Here is an 18,041-nt window from a genome sequence, read left to right as displayed (position 1 = left end):
AAGAACTCGTCTTCAAAATTGGAAGGCGATTTTTTGGACGAGATAAAAATTAGAGTCAATTTTATAATACTGTGAGCTAATTATGCTATGTATTCTTTTATGAATGACGGAGGGAAAATGATGATTAAAGTATATGGTTTAAAGCAATGTTCAACTTGTCGCAAGATTATGAAGTATTTGCAGGAAAATGGTTTGGAATTGACTGAGATAGAAGATATTCGCGACAATCCCCCCTCTCTTTCGGAATTAAAAGTGGCTTATCAATCGACAGATGGCAATATTCGCAAAATGCTAAATACTTCTGGACAGGTCTACCGAGATATGAAATTAAAAGACCGTTTAGATAGTATGTCTTCTGAAGAAGTTTTAAAGCTAATGAGTAAAAACGGTATGCTAATTAAAAGACCATTTTTAATTGAAAAAGAAAAGGCAAGTAGTGGTTCTAATTTAAAAATAATTAACCGAGTGTGGGAAATTAACAAAGCTTAAAACATAAAAAGAGGTTATCAACTATATAGTGATAGCCTCTTTTTTAAAAGAATGATGTTAACCAATGTAAAATATAAGTTGTTCCAAAACCATAACAAGCTAAGGAAACAGGTTTGCCAAATAGCAAGGATAAAATGAAGTACTTGCGAGTCATAGTAGTGATTCCAGCTCCATAACAGAGAATATCAGCTGGCGAGAAGGGAAAAAACATTAAAAAAGTAAAAAGCCAATTTCCCATGTTTTTTCTTTCGTAAAGTCTGATCATTTTACCATAAGACTTATCACCGAGTATGGCTCGGACAGTAGGTTTTCCATATCTTCTACCAATCCAAAAGTTGACCCAAGATCCGAGATAGATGGGTAACAAATTGAGGACGAAACCCCAAAAGGGACCAAAGGCTAAGATTCCAATGGGAATAGTAATCGCTCCCGGCATAACTGGAATAATGGTTTGAGCTATCTGAATGATAATAAAAATCAAGGGCGCCCAAAAGCCAAAACCTTTAATCATTACTAGCATTTTTCTCTCGTCGGTAAAAACACCTGCTTGAATTCCCCACATAACTAATATGAAAGTAATTATGAGTCCCAAAATATTGAGGAAATGCATCCATTTTCGGGTTAAAATTTGTCTTTTTTCATCCATCGGGTCACACTCCTCAAAAACATTTTAACATATGTTGATGATATGACAATCATAGATGAAAATTAACCAAAATCAGACAGACTTAAGTCTTAATTAATTGATTGATCGGACTGAAAAGGTTCAACCGATAATTGATAGTTACGAATATAATTGATAAAGTTTTTAACGGATTCAGGAAGGTGTGTATTTTTACGATAAACCAAGTAAAAGTTTCGTATAGAATTCACTCCTTCAATATCGAAGGTTAAAACTTCTTTATGTTTCACATCAGGCTGAACAGCTAGCTCTGATAGAATGGAAATCCCAACCCCCAACTTAATAAATTGTTTTATCGTTTCATTATTATTTACTTCAAAAACTTTATTCAGTTTGAGTGGATCGATATCCAACTCTCTCAGTATCAATGCTGATTCTTTAAGTGTTCCTGAACCTTCCTCGCGAGTAATGAAAGGTTTTTCTAAGATCTTCTTAATTGGATAAGCTGTTTCTTTATATTGTATGAATTCTTGATTATAAGGGGTAACAATGACTAATTTATCCGAAAAGAGCTTCTCAAAAGTCAAGTTACTATTCATCGATTGAGAGCCAACAATACCAATATTTAAAGACCCTAGGGCAATATCATTAATAATATCAATGGTATCACTTTGGTGAAGGGAGACCCGCATCTCTTTATTATCTTTGGCAAATTCCGAAAGAGCTAACGGAAGAAGATAAGAAGCAGCAATGGATGAGGCACCGATTGTGATTTCATGGTTGTTTCTTTGAGAAAAGGTGGTTTCAATGTTACGTGACATTTTTAATAAGGATTGTGCGTACTTATAAAATTCCTGTCCTTGGGTAGTTAATTCATGGCTTTTAGTTGTGCGTGAAATTAATTCGATGCCTAATTCATTTTCCAATTGTTTAATGTGCAAAGAGACAGTTGGTTGAGAGAGGTAGAGTTGGTTAGCAGCTTCTGAAAAACTACCCCATTCTACTATTGTTATAAAGGTTTGGATTTGTTTTAATTCCACAAAAGTCACTACTTTCTGATATCGATTTAATATTTATTTTTGATTTTAAGGTGAGAGAGGTATTTATTAGAAAAAATAATAAATAATTGTCGAATCGTTTAAAATTACTCAAATAGATCTTTTTGAATGTCTTTAAGACATTCAACGGCGACCATGAGGTCTTCTTTTTTCGTATAATGCGATAGTGAGAATCGCACAACTCCTTGTTCCTTGGTTCCTAATGCTTCATGCATTAAAGGAGCACAGTGACCACCACCTCGTGTTATAATTTCAGCTCGGTCAATCAGTTCTTCAACTACGATGGCCGAGTCAAAATCGCCTAGATTAATTGAAAGAATTCCACAGCGGTCTACAGTAGGATTAAAATGACCGTAAAATTTTATTTGGGGAATGGATTGAAGTTCCTTATAAAAGATGTTTAAGAGATTCCTTTCATAATCTCTTACTTTATTCACTCCATAATCAATTAAATAATTTACACCTGCTGCAAGACCAGCAATTCCATGACTATTTAAAGTTCCGGCTTCTAAGCGTGAGGGGTAATCAAGAGGTTGATGATGACTAAAGGTATCAATGCCTGTTCCACCTGATTTTAGTGGATGAATCTCTACATCTGGGTGAACATATATACCACCAGTTCCTTGCGGACCTAAAAGACTTTTATGTCCTGTAAAACAAAGAACATCTATGTCCAAAGCTTCTACGTCGATAGGTATACAGCCAATTGTCTGTGAGGCATCTACAATACCTAAAAGATTGTGTTGGTGTAGAATTTGAGTGATTTCCTTGATCGGATTAATGTCACCAGTAACATTGGAAGCATGAGTGATGACCATTCCTTTAGTGTTGCTTTGAATGGTATTATTTACTGTTGCCGGATCAATAATTCCTTTCGAATTGATGCCTAAAATAGTCAGTTCAAGACCATTTTCTTCTAGTTCATAGAGAGGTCTTAGAACGGAATTATGTTCCATGACAGTCGTAATAACATGGTCACCTTTCTTAAATAATCCTTTAATAACTGTATTTAAACTATCTGTAGCGTTATGAGTGAAAATTATTTGCCGAGGGTCTTTGCCGTTAATCAATTGATTCAAAGATTGACGGGCTTGAAAAATGCTTCGAGAAGCTTGCATGGCTGAATCCGAAGAACCTCTGCCAGCATTGCCAGAATGCTGAATGGCGTCAATGACCGCGTCAATGACTACTTGAGGTTTATTTAGGGAAGTGGCTGCATTATCTAAATAAATCATAAGATCTTCTCCTCTTTAAAATTTATATTATCATTCCCATTATATCTTAATAGATAAGGGCCTTCATGGTTAATTTGAATTGATATCGCTTTCATCAGTTATTCTGATAAATGCTCAAGGCTGTTCTAACAAAGCTTGTCGGTGCATATTTGAAGTGATATGATTAGCCAGTAAAAAAATATATATAAGGAGGTGTCTTATGAAAAAAATGTTTTCATGGTTGATGTTGACTGTATTATTTGTTGGGCTTATGCAACCATTTGCTAGAATTAATGCTGAAGATGAAGTTGAAGAAAACACTACCGAAGCTTCAAGTGAGGAGCAATACCCTGTCGATCCGGCCAAACAAGTTTATGTTGATGCAGAATGGATTAAAAATGTCTTAGATGGTAATTCAGACATTGAAAAATATGTATTGGCGGAAGTCACTTGGGGCGAAGCCGATGCAAGTCCAGATTATTTGAGAAAACACTTGCCTGGAGCGATTCATATTAATACGGATTCGGTTGAAGAGGGTCCTGTATGGAATTTGCGATCTGCCGAAGAAATTGAAGAATCTTTATTAAAATATGGGATTGATAAAGATACGACGTTGATTTTATATGGACCTGATACAGGTGTAGACCGTGTAGCTTATGCTGCATTGTACACAGGAGTTGAATCCGTTAAAATTCTAGATGGCGGCTTAGCTATTTGGGAAGCAGCAGGTTACGAAATAGAAGAAGGTGAAGTGGTCCCTGCAGCTGTTAAAGAATTTGGAGTCGAAGTGCCTGCTCATTCTGAATATCTTATATCTTTAGATGATACTGTGGATGCTTTAGCTAATAATGACAACTTTCGCTTAGTCTCTCTACGTTCTGAAAATGAATGGTTAGGTATAGAATCAGGATACTCTTATATTCCTAAAGCGGGAGAACCTAAAGGAGCAGTTTGGGGACGTCCATTATTGAGGGGCTCTGGAGAAGCTAATAGTTCAGGAATGGAAGATTTTAAAAATGAAGACGGTACAAATAAAAGCTTCGATGAGATTTTGGCTTTTTGGCAAGAAGAAGGTTTTGATGTTGAAAATGATTTAACCTTTTATTGTGGAACTGGTTGGAGATCTAGCCTTCCATTCTTGTTGATGTATGAGCGGGGTTTAGATGTTACCATGTTTGATGGTGGATGGAATGAATGGCAAATGAATGATGATTTGGAAGTTCAAATTGGTGATCCTCAATCAGATTCGGTAAAATATAAAACAGTTGGAGATTTAGAAGAAGGAAAAGAAACCAATTAGAAAGCATCTTCAAAAATACAAGGAAGCGTGCTCGCCATTGACGACGAGCATGCTTTTTATTAAGGAGAATATTAATGAAAAAAATTCTAAAATTATTAAGTTTAGCTGTTATAACCAGTTTAATAGTCAATACTACATATGTTTTTGCCAATGAGGGAGGCCCATTAAACAACTTATCTTTTGAAGAAATAGTAGAGCAAGCAAAAGGAAGTGAAGTTAATTTTTATGGATGGGGCGGCGATGAAAAGCTTAACCAGTGGTTAGATGAAGTATATGGACCAAGACTTAAAGAAAAATATGATATTACGTTAAACCGTATTCCGATGGATATCGATCAAATTTTGAGTCAATTAGTGAGTGAGAAGCAAGCTCAAACTAGCGAAAGTGAAATGGATATGATTTGGATCAATGGCGAGAATTTTAAATCTGCTCGAGAAAATGAACTCTTATATGGTCCATTCACAGAAATTTTACCAAATTATCAAGAATTTCTAGATATAGAAGATATAGAAAACAATCAGGATTTTGGCTATCCAATTGAAGGTTTTGAAGCTCCTTACTCAAAATCTCAGCTTGTTTTAATTAAAGATTCAGAAGTAACTAAAGAAACTCCTACAGATGCTGAATCCTTGTTAGCATACGTAAAAGAAAATCCTGGAAGCTTTACTTATCCGGCATTGCCAGATTTTACCGGTTCCGCTTTTGTTCGGAATATTATCTATGAATTTGTTGATTATCAAGAATTTCAAAAGATGGAAACAGATAAAGAAGAGCTGAAAGTTCTCATTCAACCGGCTTTGGATTACTTAAATGAATTGGCTCCTTATTTATGGAGTGAGGGGAAAACTTATCCAAGCGATGGTCCTGCCTTAAACAATTTATTTATGGATGGAGAAGTTGCTTTTCATATCAACTATAACGCTTATGAAATTGCTCGATCAATTGAACAGGGAATGTATCCATCGACTGCCCAATCATTTGTTTTTGAAAAGGGCACAATAGGTAATACTAACTTTATAGCAATTGGTAAAAATGCATCACACAAAGCAGCCGCTATGGTAGCAATAAATGAAATGCTATCGCCAGAAATGCAATTATCAAAATACGAACACCTCGGTCTAATTCCAGTAATCGATAATGATAAATTAAATGATCAATTAAAAGCAGACTTTGAGGAAGTAGAAATTGGCGAGGGGATAATACCACAAGAACAACTTTTATCTAAGCGACTGCCAGAAATGCCCGCACAATTAGTGCCTTTGATCGAAGAAATTTGGCTAGATGAAGTGGCAGGAAAATAAAATGGAGCTTACGAAGAAGAAGCGTTTTTATGCAGTTCTCTTATTTATGCCTCAGTTCATTTTAAGTTTGTTTTTACTGTTAGGTGTAATGATTGGAATAGTGCAGTCTTTTGGATACATTCCTTCTTTAAATTTAAATGAGTTCAGTCTGACTTACTATCAAGATTTATTAAATGATAAACAATTTAAGCAATCAGTGTTTTTTTCATTGAAAATTGCTTTTTATTCAGCTTTTCTTTCAACGATTATGGGTCTAGCTTGGGCTTACTTTTGGCTTGTTCAAGAAAAATTAAGTAGATGGCAACAGACGCTAGTAAAAATTCCTATAATTGTTCCTCATTTAGTGGTCGCACTGTTTACTTTACAACTGTTTGGACGAACCGGAATATTTGCACGAATTTTATTTGCAATGGGAATTTCAAATGCCCAAGCTTGGTTTGATGCATTAATGTTTCAACCAAATGGTTGGGGCATTATTTTTTCTTTTATGTGGAAAGAAATTCCTTTTGTTTTATTTTATTGTTATCCTATAATAAGTTCAATCAATAATAAACTTGGCGAAGCTGCACAGACGCTTGGAGCCAGTCGCTTACAAAGTTTTATTAAGATTGTGCTACCCTTATCAAAAAACACAATCTTAGCTGCCTTTTTCATTATATTTATGTACGCTTTTGGTTCCTACGAGCTAGCAGCTTTATTAGGACCAACTTTACCTAAGGCATTACCAATTGCAGCTTATCAAGCATATATGCATCCTGATTTAAGCCAACGTCCTTTGGCAATGGCATATAATGGAATTTTAATACTCATTAGTTTGATGGCCGTTGTAGTAATTTATCTGATAGCATTTTATCCACAACTAAAGAAACAACTATTCAGTGAAGAAAAGGTGGGTCGAGATGTATCGTAAGACTATTCATTTCTTAATATTTATAGTTATTTTTTTGCCAATTAGTATTTTATTAATCTGGGCATTTACTGCTCGCTGGCCATGGCCTCATTTGATCCCGCACAATTTGTCCCTAAGAGGGTTTGAAAATCTGGTACGGCAACCTAATCAATTACTAACACTTATACTATCTTCAGTATTTATTTCGTCATGTGTAGCCATGCTGTCATCTTTGATTGCCTTAATGACTGCTAGAGCGACGGTAATGGCTAAAGGCTTCTTTAAGAATTTTATTCAGTTGACTATCGCCCTACCTTTTCTAATTCCTGTGATTGTTTTTGCTACAGGTATTCATCAAAAAATGTTTGAATGGGGCTGGGCTAATAAGCTTTGGGGCGTGATATTAGCCCATTTGATTTATTCCTTACCCTATGCTTCATACTTAGTGATTGATGCCTACCATGCGGTTGGCCTTCATTTAGAAGAGCAAGCATGGGTATTAGGAGCAAATAAGTTGAAAGCATTCTGGAAAATAACTTTTCCACTGCTGCTCCCTGTTCTTGCGACCAGTTTGGCTACGTCATTCATTGTTTCTTTTAGTCAGTATTTCCTGACTTTAATGATAGGTGGGGGGAAGATTCAAACCCTATCAGTAATTATTTTTCCTTATTTACAAAGAAACGATCGTACAATTGCTAGCATATACGCTTTGTTCTTTTTAATTATTAGCTTTTTAGTTATGGGACTACTCTCTTGGCTTTCCAATTTATATCAAAGTAAATATGAAAAATTCGACTATTATTAGGAGGTGAACCGTGTCTTTAATCATTAGAAATATATCAGTGAGTTTGGGTCATAACAAAGTCTTAAAAGATCTTAATCTTGAAGTTAAAAAAGGAGAGTATTTAGCTTTACTTGGGCCTTCTGGATCTGGAAAAACTACTTTTTTGAAAACACTAGCTGGACTAATTGAAAATGCTGAGGGAGATATTTTACTTAATCAAACTTCTATTATGAAAGAACCAAGTCATTCCCGTCCAGTTTCGGTGGTTTTTCAAGATTTAAGACTTTTTCCGCATTATAACGTTAAAGAAAATATTGCTTTTCCTATGAGGTTAAAGAAAATGAAAGCTAAAGAGATCGATGAGCGGGTAGCATCTTTATTGAATGATGTGCATTTACCTGGTTTACAAGCTTCTTCCATCCATAAACTATCAGGTGGTCAACAACAAAGGGTAGCACTCGCAAGAGCCTTAGCCAATGAACCTCAGGTTCTTTTGTTGGATGAGCCTTTTTCCGGACTCGATGAGCCTCTTAGAAGGGAGATGGGCCAGTTAGTACATAACTTACATGTTAAAAAAGGGCTGGTAACCATCTTAGTGACACATGATAAGCGAGAAGCGGTACAATTTGCTGATCGTATCGCTTTTCTGCATGAGGGTAATTTAGTGCAAGTGGATTATCCTAAAAATGTCTTTGATCATCCTAAAAATGAATATGTGGGTAGTTTCTTTGGAGTGTTGAACCGTTTAAAAGTTATTGAAGAAAGTAGAAAAGACTGGTTAGAGATGGATTTTAATGTTAAATTAAAAGACTATATTGGCAAAGAAATTTTTGTCAGACCAATTCGTGTGGAAGTTAAGACAGAACGTTTATTTTCCTCTTCCAGTCTCATTTTCCCTGCTAAACTAACCCATTTTTTTGAATACCCAGAGTATGTAGATTTAAAATTTCAATTAATCAATTCAAGTGAACAATGGAGTGTCAATGTCTTGCACCAGTCATTAAAAGATTATAAAGTAGGCGAAAAATATTGGCTTTATGTTAATCATGCAGATATTATTAGTTTTGAATGATAGATTTAAATAGAAAAAGCCCAATTATAAGTTGGGCTTTTTGCTTACAATCGTTTATGAAGCTTTTTCAATAATTGGAATTTTTTTATTTTCTTTTGTACCATCTAGAGAATTCTTGACATTAGTATAGCCCTTTTCGGTTAAGAAGTTAGCTATTTGAGCGGATTTATTACCAGAATAACAGAAAGTAATAATTTCAACTTCTTTGTCTTCAGGTAATTGTTCTAAAACAGTTTCTGGCTTATCAACTGAAGCATGAATGGCTCCTTCTACACTTGCTTTTTCAAAGTCTTTAAGATCACGTGCATCAATGAAAATGGTTTTGCCTGCTTCGGCTGCTTCAATGAAGGTATCTGGCAAGATAGATTCATAAGTTACTAAAGTATATTCAAAGTCTTTAACCCCTACAGCATCTTTAACATCTTCAAAGCCATTATCGATTAAAAGATTAGCAGCTTCTGCAGACTTATTACCTGTGTTGCAATAAACAATAATTGGCATCTTTTGGTAGTCTTCTAATCGTTCTAATTGTTCTTCTAATTGATCTAAAGGGATATTAATGGCATGTGAAAGATGTCCTTCTGCATAGTCTTCTTCAGGTCGGACATCAATTACCAAATATTTTTCCTTTTTCTTTTTATCTAGTTGGATTTTTTCAAGTTCTTCGCCTGTCATTATCTCAGCTTGGGCGTAAACGTTCGAAAGACCCAAAGCAAAAACTGCTACAAAAGTGACAATAAGTTTTAAAGATTTTAAAAGTGTTTTTTGCATTATACCCACTCCTTTATTTTGATGTCTTTATTTTATTAAAATGGTCATCTAATCACAAATAGACTTATTAAATAAATACGGGCTATTTATTAGTAATATCAATAAAACATTCATTCAAAAAAAGTAGCTGTATGTTATAATGAGCAAGGTTATAAGAGGAGGTCCAAAATGTTAAGTAAAATATATTGGGCGATTGAAATATTAATAGTCACAGGTGGTTTTTTTGTGAATGAATATGCTAGTAAGCGGATAGGACTCTATCGCCATGTGTATTATCGAGAATTTCAATTTAATCAGTTTTGGTTTGCTGAAAACTATCATTGGATTTGGTATGTTGTAGCTATTTTCATTATTTTAATTGCTATTATTGCTCTATTTAAAACTAAAAGCTGGATTCAATTTTGTTATCAATTTTCTTGGAAAACACATTGGGCGATACTGTTGATCGTTTCTCTGTCTGAACTAATTATTATGAGCTTTTTTACAGATAAAAGTCTTTTAATTATGTATCCGTATTTCCTAGTAGGATTACCACTTTTAGGAGTTGGAAATTTGATAGGTTGTTTATTAATTTTTTTATTCCATCCTCAGACTAAAGAATGCGAAATTAAGATAGGAGCCATATAATGTCGACTGCAATTATTTATTTTGTCAAATTACCTTTAATTGGATATAACAAAACTAGATTACAAGGGTTTTTACCTAAGGAAGATATTCACCATCTATCGATTCACCTTTTACAACAAACTTACAAAGAAATTTGTAAGGTGGATGCAGACATCTTTCTTTTTGTAGCACCTGCTGATCAAAAATTAGCCATTCAAAAATACTTAGCTATTGATAGTGATAAGATATTCGGCCAGCTTGAAACAGCTCATTTAGGAGAACGAATGTCGCGAGCCATGCAGCAAATTTTTAACCGTGGCTATGATAAAGTTCTTTTATTAGGCTGTGATCTAGTTGACATCAAGCAATCTTTGGTTGAGCAAATGATTGACATGCTAGACACTGAAGATGTTGTTTTAGCTCCTACCTTAGATGGAGGTTATGGCATTATAGCCAGCCGTTTGTTCTCTAAGTCTCTTTTTGATTTAGAGAATTATTCACACGATGAAGTATGCCAAAGGACGATCAATAAAGTTTCTGCAGCAAAACTTTCCTATGCGTTGACAGAAACCATTCGTGACCTAGACACGCGGGAAGATGTGGTGCGTTATCTATCAGGAGATCCAGATGCAGTTTATTTTAATCAGGGGGAATATAATGCCAACTTTCTAATTGATAAGGGCAGAAAGATTTTTAGGATTGCTTTAGGTTCGCAAATGAATTTAGACAATCAAATTGAATATGAATACTTAGCACTGAAGGGTTTGGCTTCTTCAGGGGTTGTGCCGAAGGTATATCAATGCCAGCCTCATACTAAGTTGTTAGGTAAGGGTTATTTAATTGAAGAATACCTCCCCGGTCATCCCTTAGACTATCAAAAGGACTTATCCAAAGCTGCTAATATTTTGGCTAGAATCCATAGTGTAGATAGCCAGACCATTCCTCATCTTATTAAGGCTAATAATCCCTTCCAACTGATGTATCAGGAATTTGTTGACATGTATAGTCATTATCAAAAATGGAAGGGCAGAGATCTTGAGGTTATTGATCTAATCGATGCATTGATGGCAGGTCTGAAAAAATATTCGTTCAATAATAAATTAAGCAATCCTTGCGTTATTAATACAGAACTTAATTCACACAATTTTTTGATTAATTCTAAAGGTGATTCCTATTTAATTGACTGGGAGAAGCCTTTGGTTGGTGAGAGGGAACAAGATATCGCTCATTTTCTAGCTCCCACAACCACATTATGGAAAACAGACCACTTACTTTCATATGAGCAAATCTCCGCTTTCATTAAAGAGTATGATAAGTCCTCCCAGGTGAAAATTAATAAAGATAAGCTTAAACAATATCTTCATTTTACTTGTTTAAGAGGAGTCACTTGGTGTTCGATGGCTTATGTTCAATATTTAGAAGCACAAAAAGTTAAGTCAAATGACCACTCTTTTGAAACCATCTCCCGCTTTATTAGCCCTGTTTTCTTACAAGAAATTAAAGCTTATATTGAAAAGTTGGAGGATATTACCTTATGAATTATTTGATCAGTGTGATTATTCCAGTTTATAACGAAAGAAAAATTTTACCTCAAACTTTAAAGCATCTACAGCATTTAAAGGACGAAGAAATTGAAATTCTGTTTGTAGATGGTGGTAGTGAAGATGGAACTCAAGAATTTATTAGCGAAAATCAATATAAAGTCCTGAATGGTCCAAAGGGTCGTGGTAGTCAATTAGCTGTAGGGGCTAAAAAGGCCAAAGGAGACTATCTTTTATTCTTACATGCAGATAGCTACTTTAAACGTTCTCCAAAAAAGGTCATCCTGAGTAGTCTGCTGAAAGGAAAGATTGGAGCTTTTCCATTAGACTTTCAAACAGATAATTTATGGCTAAGAGCGATTGCTTATGGATCAAATTGGCGACTTAAACATCGACAGATAGCTTTCGGTGATCAAGGGATTTTTATGACAAAAGATTACTATTGGGAACTAGGAGGTTTTCATGCTTTATCTTTAATGGAAGACTATGATTTATTTTTACGAAACAAGGCTAAGGGTGAAGAATTAGTTGTAGCAGATCAGTTCATTTATACCTCGGACCGTCGTTTTAAAGAAAAAGGTGTCTTTAGAACACTTCTTAAGATGCAATATTGCCAGTATCTATTTCGTAAGGGTTACTCAATGAAAGCAATCACTCAAGTCTATTATTCGTAGAAGGGGATTCGAATGAAAAAGAGAAGTATTAAAGAAAATATCATTGCAGCCATAGCCAAAAGAATGGTGGTTACCATCGATGAAGCCCCCTCTAATGTTGAATTAACTAAACCTCTTTCAGAGTGTAGGGTAGCATTTATCACAACAGCAGGAACCCATTTGAAAAGCGATGCCCCTTTTAATATTAAGGGAGATCATACTTTCCGAATGATTCCTGGGGATAGTCGGGTGGAAAATATTATGATTACTCATGATCATTATGATCATGGACCGGCAGATGAAGATTTAAACTGTGTCTTTCCCATACAGATGCTTCAAGAGATGGCAACAAAGGGCAAAATCGGCTCTGTTGCACCGCGCCATTATGGCCTAATGGGTTATATACCAAAAGTAAATTTACTAATTGATGAAACAGCACCTGCGATTGCCCGTCAGTTAGTTGAAGATCAAGTAGATTTGGTACTCCTTTCTCCTGGCTGATATATTTGCCATCAGTCCGTTGGGCTAATCCAAAGAGAAGTAGAAAAGCAAGGGATCCGTACCGCTTCAATTATGCACTTACCTAAAGTGGCAGCCAAATCGAGACCACCTAGAATGTTTACCATTGATTTTCCTTTAGGTTTAACTTTTGGAGAGGCGAATGATTCTATTAAGCATTGGCAAGTTATGGATCAATTCTTAGATTTTGCTGTATCAGGTGGGGCAGAGGAGATAAGACCTTTTAAAAAAGCTTAATTATTCAATCACATAATGCGAATAGCGGCTTACTTTCAAATAATTAATTTATTTATACTAGCGTGATTACTTTTAGTTGAATGACTCCAATGGCATGATAATCTTTGTGAGAAAGGAGCTTAAAAATATGGACTATCTATTATTATTTATCGAGGGATTAATGACTTTTGTCTCTCCTTGCTTACTGCCAATGCTTCCACTTTATATTGCATTCTTTGCAGGCAGTGAAGGGGAGAGCTCTACTAAACAAACCCTCATTAAAGCAATTTTATTTATGTTAGGATTTTCTACGATATTTATCTTATTAAGTCTTTTTGTGTCCACTGTAGGATCCTTTTTTATGATGCACCGACAAGTCGTTAACTTTATCGCAGGAAGCATTATGATTATTATGGGTGTCGATTATCTTAATGGTCAAAAGCTAATGACTAAGTTAAGGCCTCATTCGCGAGGTTCCTATGTGGCCAATCCTTATTTATTTGGTCTAGTCTTTGCCATTTCTTGGTCGCCATGTGTTGGAACATTTTTGGCTTCTGCATTAACTTATATAGCCAGTGTCGCTACTAGCTGGACTTCATTTTTGCTTATAATTAGCTATTGTTTAGGTTTAGGTATTCCTTTCATTCTGTCTGCATTATTGGTAGATGAAAGTAAAAAAGTCCTTACATTTATCAAGGAACATTATCACTTAGTCAATCTATCTTCAGGCTGGTTTTTAATCCTTTTCGGTTTATTAACAATATCAGGCATCTTAGAAACGCTTTTACTACAACTAGTCTAGGAGGAATACAATGAAAAAGTTATTAACGTATGGTTTGCTTTTAATCGTTATTATAGGTCTGGGGGGCTTTATTTATAACAAAGTTCAAGATCAAAGTTTATCTATCGATAAAAAAGAAACAATTCAGGAAACTGTCAATGAGATCGATTTAACATTTAACAAAACAAGCGAAGAGGTTATTGAAGGAAAAGAAGTATCTCTTCAAACTTCAAGGGAAGAAAGTAGTCAGCTTAATAGCACAAATGAAGAAAAACAAGATCGATATGGTCATCTTAATGTAGATAGTGTAAGGATTAAAGATCAAGTAGATAAATCAATGACTTTATCTGAAAATTTTGGTCGACCTATGGTTGTTAATGTTTGGGCAACTTGGTGTCCACCATGCAAAAAAGAAATGCCTTATTTTCAAACGGCTTGGGAAGATTACCAAGAAGATATTGATTTTTATATGATCAATGCCACTAATTCGCAACCTGGCGAAACTAAAGAAGCAGTGAACGAATATTTAGAAGACCTTAATTTGACTCTTCCTGTATTCTATGATGTTAACTTTTCAACCATGATGTCCCTACAAGCTACCTTTTTGCCCGCTACTATTTTTATAAATGAAGAAGGAGAGGTAGTATACCATCATATTGGCCTAATCAATGAAAAGCAATTACTAGAGCAAATCGAGGAATTGTTATAAAAATGTAAAATTTTGATGGTGGTGGAGTTTAATATTTAGGAGGTTCTTATGAAAAAAAATAAATTGGCAGTGATTGTTGTACTTGTATTATCACTTTTATCTTATCTCTTTATTCCCTCGGTGCAGTCATTTATTAACGAGTCTATTTCAGCCATGAAAGCAGTTAATTTAGAAGAGACAATTGCTTATATTCGTTCTTACGGAAATGTTGCTGCTGGTGTTTCCTTTTTCTTGATGATTTTGCAATCGATTCTTTCACCCATTCCTGCTTTCTTAATCACTCTATCTAATGCTGCCATTTTTGGATGGTTTTGGGGAGCGGTATTGTCTTGGACATCTTCAATGGCTGGAGCGACCTTATGCTTTTACATTGCTAAAATTTTGGGACGCGACGCAGTTGCCAAGATTACCAGTAAAACAGCCTTGAAATCTTTAGATGTGTTTTTTGAAAAATATGGAAAGTACACCATTGTAGTTTGCCGTTTATTACCATTTGTTAGTTTTGACCTAGTCTCTTATGCAGCTGGTTTAACTTCTATGAAATTCTGGCCATTCTTTTTAGCAACCGGAATCGGTCAATTACCGGCTACTCTTGTTTATTCTTATATTGGACAAAACTTCGGTGGTGGCGGTAAACAATTATTTATTGGATTAATGTCACTATTTGCTGTAACAATTGTCATTTATATTGTTAAATCGATTTATAATGAACGCCATGCAAAAAAAGCAGCTAAGTAAATGGTTTAAGGTTTGCTTAGTGATTGCTTTAGTAGCTTTAACTATCTGGCTGACCTTAAATTTTTCAACCGAGCGTGTACGAGAAATAATCTTACAATCAGGGTCTTCTGCAAAATGGATTTATGTATTACTTTGGGTTTTCTTACCGATGGGGTTTTTCCCTGTTCCTTTCCTAGCTTTTGCTGGAGGTATGGGATTTGGATTATGGTTAGGCTCCATCTTGACTTTTATAGGTGCGGCTTTGAATCTAACTTTCATGTTTTTAATTTCGCGCTATTTATTTAGGCAACCGGCACAAAAATTTTTATTTAAAAGATATCCTAGTTCCAAAGGGATATTGACCACCGATAACCAACATTTAAAGTTAGTTCTTGCATTGGCTCGAATTATGCCTGTAATTCCCTATAATGTTGAAAACTATGCTTTTGGCTTAACGGATATCTCATTCTGGGACTATCTTTGGATTTCTCTCATATGCATTTTGCCGGGGACATTTATTTTTGTAAATGTTGGCGATAAGGCTTTAGAACCTAGTGATGCCTCTTTTTCACTATCAATAATATTAGTGGCTTTACTAGTATTCGGCACAGCCTTTTTAGGGAAATTTATTAAGAAGAAAAATCCAGAAGTAGCCCAAAAGCTTGAAGTAGATGAGGAGGAATAAGGGATAATGAAAGTTTTAATTGATTTTGATAATACTTTTTTCACACCCAATCGCGACATTGATGATGGTTTGGCGCTGATGTATTTATTAGGGAGTCCAGAAGTCGCTATAGTGGGTATCACTTCGACATTTGGGAATTCGACCATTGAGCAAGTAGACCAATCGACCCGTCAATTAATAAGCAAACTTGGCCTTCATTCAATTCCTTATGCAAAAGGTGCAAGTGAAACAGCTGATTATTTAACACCAGCAAGCCAGCTATTGGTAGATTTGGCTAATAAATATAAAGATGAGTTAATCATTATTGCAGTCGGTTCAATGACCAACTTGCAAGGGGCCTATCTAAGAGACAGTAATTTCTTCAAAAAAGTTAAACAACTTGTCTTAATGGGTGGGATTACTCAGCCGTTGATCTTTGACAAGCAAGAAATGCGAGAAATGAACTTTTCCATTGATCCGCAGGCTGCTTTTACCGTTTTAACTAAGGGAAGAAATGTTTCTATTTTAACAGCTAATCACTGTTTAGATCTTTTATTTACTCGATCAGAATATGAAGAAGCTTTTTCTAACCAACAATCGGCCATTGCTCATTTAATTCAAAACTATGCAGAACCTTGGTTTGTCGATAATGAAGATGAGTATGGTATTAAAGGCTTTTATAATTGGGATTCATTAGCAGCGGTCTATTTAGTAAATCCTGAATTATTTGAGGATCAATGGACTTCTTTTAATGTTTCTGTTAATAGTCTCTCAATGGGTTCTTTAATAGCGGAAGATTTTGATTTCAGTCCTTACTCAAGCTCTAGACCTTTAAAAAAAGCTTTAATTAATACCCCTGTTGTTAAAAAGGCAGATCAAATACGAAAGAATTTATTTCAGCGCTGGCTAAATGTTAAATTGGAAGATTAAATAGCAAAGGAGGTTTTTGGATGTTCAAATGGCATAATTTACTAATAGCAATTTGCTCAGGGTTTATTTTTGCTCTTCTAGCAAGCGCTTTAATGTCATATTGGGTATGGTTAGAAATGCGAGTGCATACTTGGGTTTTGTGTTGGATAGTTTTTGTTCTATTTATCATGGTAAGTTTTTTGTTCAAGATAAAACCAATAACTTACTTCCTAGGACTTATTAGTGTCGTTACTTTAATGCTTGTTAAATCACCTAATATTTTTTATTATAATGTTCGCGATATGTTTTTTTTAGATATGAAGATAGGTCAAATTAAAATGATTACTTTAATTTTGATGATAGTCATGACTCTTTTAATGATTTACTTTTGGTTGAAAGATCGAAAGCTAAAAAGTCAGCAAGTTTAATTTTGAAAGGATGAATAATATGAACAAAATGATTAAAAAATTAATGACACTTGTCTTTGCCTTCGTTACCGTTTTATCTTTATCTGTCCCAACACTTGCAAAGGAAGATGCTCCTGCAAATTTACCGACAGAGGAAAACCCGATGGTGGTCGATAAGGAAGCAGGCACCATTTCGATATATGCTTACGTAAATGGAAAATACTTAGAAACATCTACCCGTCATGCCGTGGTCTTCGATGATGGTAATTTTGGTGGAAAATCGGTATTCGGAACAACTGCTAATCAAAATAAATTCTATGAAGCTTTAATAGAAATCGGGGCAGAACCAGGCGATAATATGACGGCTGAAAATGCGGAAGAAACGCATGTTGCAGGGGATTTAATGGATATTAAAGTAACTTGGGAAGGTGCTGAAAAAGAATACAACCTAAGTGAAACAATTATTGATTCTAATGGCAATGACTTTGAATTCCGCTTTGGTGGAAATAAAGGGCGTGCCCATGATAAACATACAGGTTGTATCACTTGTTTAGATTCATGCCCAGTCGGACTTATTTCAAATGCTACTTATACCTACGGGGCCGTTGAAAAAAGAGGGGAAGTAGCGTTTTCAGGAAATGGTGAGATTTTACCAGAAGAAGGGACTCCGGTAATCATTACTTATTCAATCCACAAAGAGGATAGTAAAGATAAGAAAGTTGAATCAAACGAAAAAGCTGAAGCAGAATAATAATTCATTGGAGGGGGCTGTATCATAAGTCTCAAACCGAAAAACCACTATAAACGTTGTTTAAACAA

Annotated in this window: 21 protein-coding genes; 17 read left to right on the top strand and 4 right to left on the bottom strand. The window is 35.1% G+C overall.

Features of this window, described 5'->3' with window-relative positions:
* The first annotated feature begins 120 nt into the window (after window positions 1-120).
* The gene (locus ACQV2O_RS02425) at window positions 121-489 is read left to right on the top strand and encodes a Spx/MgsR family RNA polymerase-binding regulatory protein (protein WP_428874892.1); all 369 of its coding nucleotides are present in this window, start codon (window positions 121-123) and stop codon (window positions 487-489) included.
* 43 nt (window positions 490-532) lie between these two features.
* Here the strand turns inward: ACQV2O_RS02425 and ACQV2O_RS02420 are convergent, their stop codons facing one another.
* From ACQV2O_RS02420 to ACQV2O_RS02410, 3 genes are all read right to left on the bottom strand, one after another.
* A complete protein-coding gene (locus ACQV2O_RS02420; RefSeq protein ID WP_428874891.1) occupies window positions 533-1,135 on the bottom strand; it encodes a TVP38/TMEM64 family protein in 603 nt (200 codons plus the stop codon).
* An 89-nt stretch (window positions 1,136-1,224) separates the two neighbouring features.
* Window positions 1,225-2,151 (bottom strand): selenium metabolism-associated LysR family transcriptional regulator, encoded by a 927-nt coding sequence (locus tag ACQV2O_RS02415; RefSeq protein ID WP_428872777.1) that lies wholly within the window; start codon window positions 2,149-2,151, stop codon window positions 1,225-1,227.
* 104 nt (window positions 2,152-2,255) lie between these two features.
* A complete protein-coding gene (locus ACQV2O_RS02410; RefSeq protein WP_428874890.1) occupies window positions 2,256-3,404 on the bottom strand; it encodes an aminotransferase class V-fold PLP-dependent enzyme in 1,149 nt (382 codons plus the stop codon).
* A gap of 199 nt (window positions 3,405-3,603) precedes the next feature.
* Here ACQV2O_RS02410 and ACQV2O_RS02405 point away from each other — a divergent pair, with 199 nt between their 5' ends.
* From ACQV2O_RS02405 to ACQV2O_RS02385, 5 genes are all read left to right on the top strand, one after another.
* A complete protein-coding gene (locus ACQV2O_RS02405; protein WP_428874889.1) occupies window positions 3,604-4,683 on the top strand; it encodes a sulfurtransferase in 1,080 nt (359 codons plus the stop codon).
* Between the two features lie 74 nt (window positions 4,684-4,757).
* On the top strand, window positions 4,758-5,984 hold the full coding sequence (locus ACQV2O_RS02400; RefSeq protein ID WP_428874888.1) for an ABC transporter substrate-binding protein: 1,227 nt from the start codon (window positions 4,758-4,760) through the stop codon (window positions 5,982-5,984).
* Window position 5,985: 1 nt separating this feature from the next.
* A complete protein-coding gene (locus ACQV2O_RS02395; RefSeq protein WP_428874887.1) occupies window positions 5,986-6,894 on the top strand; it encodes an ABC transporter permease in 909 nt (302 codons plus the stop codon).
* Window positions 6,884-7,678, top strand: coding sequence for an ABC transporter permease (locus ACQV2O_RS02390; RefSeq protein WP_428874886.1), 795 nt, complete (start codon window positions 6,884-6,886; stop codon window positions 7,676-7,678). Before ACQV2O_RS02395 ends, ACQV2O_RS02390 begins: the two co-directional genes overlap by 11 nt.
* 10 nt (window positions 7,679-7,688) lie before the next feature.
* Window positions 7,689-8,729, top strand: coding sequence for an ABC transporter ATP-binding protein (locus ACQV2O_RS02385; RefSeq protein WP_428874885.1), 1,041 nt, complete (start codon window positions 7,689-7,691; stop codon window positions 8,727-8,729).
* Window positions 8,730-8,783: 54 nt separating this feature from the next.
* Here ACQV2O_RS02385 and ACQV2O_RS02380 read toward each other — a convergent pair whose 3' ends face one another.
* Window positions 8,784-9,500, bottom strand: a complete 717-nt coding sequence (locus ACQV2O_RS02380; protein WP_428872786.1) for a rhodanese-like domain-containing protein — start codon at window positions 9,498-9,500, stop codon at window positions 8,784-8,786.
* Between the two features lie 168 nt (window positions 9,501-9,668).
* Here ACQV2O_RS02380 and ACQV2O_RS02375 point away from each other — a divergent pair, with 168 nt between their 5' ends.
* From ACQV2O_RS02375 to ACQV2O_RS02325, 11 genes are all read left to right on the top strand, one after another.
* Window positions 9,669-10,127, top strand: coding sequence for a hypothetical protein (locus ACQV2O_RS02375; RefSeq protein ID WP_428874884.1), 459 nt, complete (start codon window positions 9,669-9,671; stop codon window positions 10,125-10,127).
* Window positions 10,127-11,644 (top strand): TIGR04282 family arsenosugar biosynthesis glycosyltransferase, encoded by a 1,518-nt coding sequence (locus tag ACQV2O_RS02370; protein ID WP_428874883.1) that lies wholly within the window; start codon window positions 10,127-10,129, stop codon window positions 11,642-11,644. The genes ACQV2O_RS02375 and ACQV2O_RS02370 overlap by 1 nt, the downstream gene beginning before the upstream one ends.
* Window positions 11,641-12,321, top strand: coding sequence for a TIGR04283 family arsenosugar biosynthesis glycosyltransferase (locus ACQV2O_RS02365; RefSeq protein ID WP_428872789.1), 681 nt, complete (start codon window positions 11,641-11,643; stop codon window positions 12,319-12,321). Before ACQV2O_RS02370 ends, ACQV2O_RS02365 begins: the two co-directional genes overlap by 4 nt.
* Window positions 12,322-12,333: 12 nt before the next feature.
* Window positions 12,334-13,056 carry a glycine/sarcosine/betaine reductase selenoprotein B family protein gene (locus ACQV2O_RS02360; RefSeq protein ID WP_428872790.1) on the top strand — a complete coding sequence of 241 codons (723 nt, stop codon included), beginning with the start codon at window positions 12,334-12,336 and terminating at the stop codon, window positions 13,054-13,056.
* 127 nt (window positions 13,057-13,183) lie between these two features.
* A complete protein-coding gene (locus tag ACQV2O_RS02355; RefSeq protein WP_428874882.1) occupies window positions 13,184-13,837 on the top strand; it encodes a cytochrome c biogenesis CcdA family protein in 654 nt (217 codons plus the stop codon).
* Window positions 13,838-13,847: 10 nt separating this feature from the next.
* Complete coding sequence (locus tag ACQV2O_RS02350) at window positions 13,848-14,525, top strand: TlpA family protein disulfide reductase (protein ID WP_428874881.1); 678 nt, start codon at window positions 13,848-13,850, stop codon at window positions 14,523-14,525.
* A 48-nt stretch (window positions 14,526-14,573) separates the two neighbouring features.
* Window positions 14,574-15,263 carry a TVP38/TMEM64 family protein gene (locus tag ACQV2O_RS02345; protein ID WP_428872794.1) on the top strand — a complete coding sequence of 230 codons (690 nt, stop codon included), beginning with the start codon at window positions 14,574-14,576 and terminating at the stop codon, window positions 15,261-15,263.
* Window positions 15,241-15,927: a TVP38/TMEM64 family protein gene (locus ACQV2O_RS02340; protein ID WP_428874880.1), complete on the top strand. Its 687-nt coding sequence runs from the start codon at window positions 15,241-15,243 to the stop codon at window positions 15,925-15,927. Before ACQV2O_RS02345 ends, ACQV2O_RS02340 begins: the two co-directional genes overlap by 23 nt.
* Before the next feature lie 6 nt (window positions 15,928-15,933).
* Window positions 15,934-16,836 carry a nucleoside hydrolase gene (locus ACQV2O_RS02335; protein ID WP_428874879.1) on the top strand — a complete coding sequence of 301 codons (903 nt, stop codon included), beginning with the start codon at window positions 15,934-15,936 and terminating at the stop codon, window positions 16,834-16,836.
* 20 nt (window positions 16,837-16,856) lie between these two features.
* Window positions 16,857-17,243 (top strand): hypothetical protein, encoded by a 387-nt coding sequence (locus tag ACQV2O_RS02330; protein ID WP_428872798.1) that lies wholly within the window; start codon window positions 16,857-16,859, stop codon window positions 17,241-17,243.
* Between the two features lie 19 nt (window positions 17,244-17,262).
* The gene (locus ACQV2O_RS02325) at window positions 17,263-17,973 is read left to right on the top strand and encodes a YdjY domain-containing protein (protein ID WP_428874878.1); all 711 of its coding nucleotides are present in this window, start codon (window positions 17,263-17,265) and stop codon (window positions 17,971-17,973) included.
* Window positions 17,974-18,041: the final 68 nt, after the last annotated feature.

Source organism: Facklamia sp. P13055, assembly GCF_050409445.1.
Taxonomy (GTDB): domain Bacteria; phylum Bacillota; class Bacilli; order Lactobacillales; family Aerococcaceae; genus Facklamia.
Note: the sequence above shows the minus strand (reverse complement) of the source record. Positions and strands in the feature narration are given on the sequence as shown.

Bases quoted from the DNA above. Each gene is read 5' to 3' on its own strand.
- ACQV2O_RS02400 (WP_428874888.1), top strand. From the start codon at position 4,758: ATGAAAAAAATTCTAAAATTATTAAGTTTAGCTGTTATAACCAGTTTA.
- ACQV2O_RS02370 (WP_428874883.1), top strand. From the start codon at position 10,127: ATGTCGACTGCAATTATTTATTTTGTCAAATTACCTTTAATTGGATAT.
- ACQV2O_RS02325 (WP_428874878.1), top strand. From the start codon at position 17,263: ATGAACAAAATGATTAAAAAATTAATGACACTTGTCTTTGCCTTCGTT.
- ACQV2O_RS02425 (WP_428874892.1), top strand. From the start codon at position 121: ATGATTAAAGTATATGGTTTAAAGCAATGTTCAACTTGTCGCAAGATT.
- ACQV2O_RS02405 (WP_428874889.1), top strand. From the start codon at position 3,604: ATGAAAAAAATGTTTTCATGGTTGATGTTGACTGTATTATTTGTTGGG.
- ACQV2O_RS02375 (WP_428874884.1), top strand. From the start codon at position 9,669: ATGTTAAGTAAAATATATTGGGCGATTGAAATATTAATAGTCACAGGT.
- ACQV2O_RS02330 (WP_428872798.1), top strand. From the start codon at position 16,857: ATGTTCAAATGGCATAATTTACTAATAGCAATTTGCTCAGGGTTTATT.
- ACQV2O_RS02345 (WP_428872794.1), top strand. From the start codon at position 14,574: ATGAAAAAAAATAAATTGGCAGTGATTGTTGTACTTGTATTATCACTT.
- ACQV2O_RS02350 (WP_428874881.1), top strand. From the start codon at position 13,848: ATGAAAAAGTTATTAACGTATGGTTTGCTTTTAATCGTTATTATAGGT.
- ACQV2O_RS02380 (WP_428872786.1), bottom strand. From the start codon at position 9,500: ATGCAAAAAACACTTTTAAAATCTTTAAAACTTATTGTCACTTTTGTA.
- ACQV2O_RS02410 (WP_428874890.1), bottom strand. From the start codon at position 3,404: ATGATTTATTTAGATAATGCAGCCACTTCCCTAAATAAACCTCAAGTA.
- ACQV2O_RS02365 (WP_428872789.1), top strand. From the start codon at position 11,641: ATGAATTATTTGATCAGTGTGATTATTCCAGTTTATAACGAAAGAAAA.
- ACQV2O_RS02420 (WP_428874891.1), bottom strand. From the start codon at position 1,135: ATGGATGAAAAAAGACAAATTTTAACCCGAAAATGGATGCATTTCCTC.
- ACQV2O_RS02340 (WP_428874880.1), top strand. From the start codon at position 15,241: ATGCAAAAAAAGCAGCTAAGTAAATGGTTTAAGGTTTGCTTAGTGATT.
- ACQV2O_RS02335 (WP_428874879.1), top strand. From the start codon at position 15,934: ATGAAAGTTTTAATTGATTTTGATAATACTTTTTTCACACCCAATCGC.
- ACQV2O_RS02355 (WP_428874882.1), top strand. From the start codon at position 13,184: ATGGACTATCTATTATTATTTATCGAGGGATTAATGACTTTTGTCTCT.
- ACQV2O_RS02390 (WP_428874886.1), top strand. From the start codon at position 6,884: ATGTATCGTAAGACTATTCATTTCTTAATATTTATAGTTATTTTTTTG.
- ACQV2O_RS02395 (WP_428874887.1), top strand. From the start codon at position 5,986: ATGGAGCTTACGAAGAAGAAGCGTTTTTATGCAGTTCTCTTATTTATG.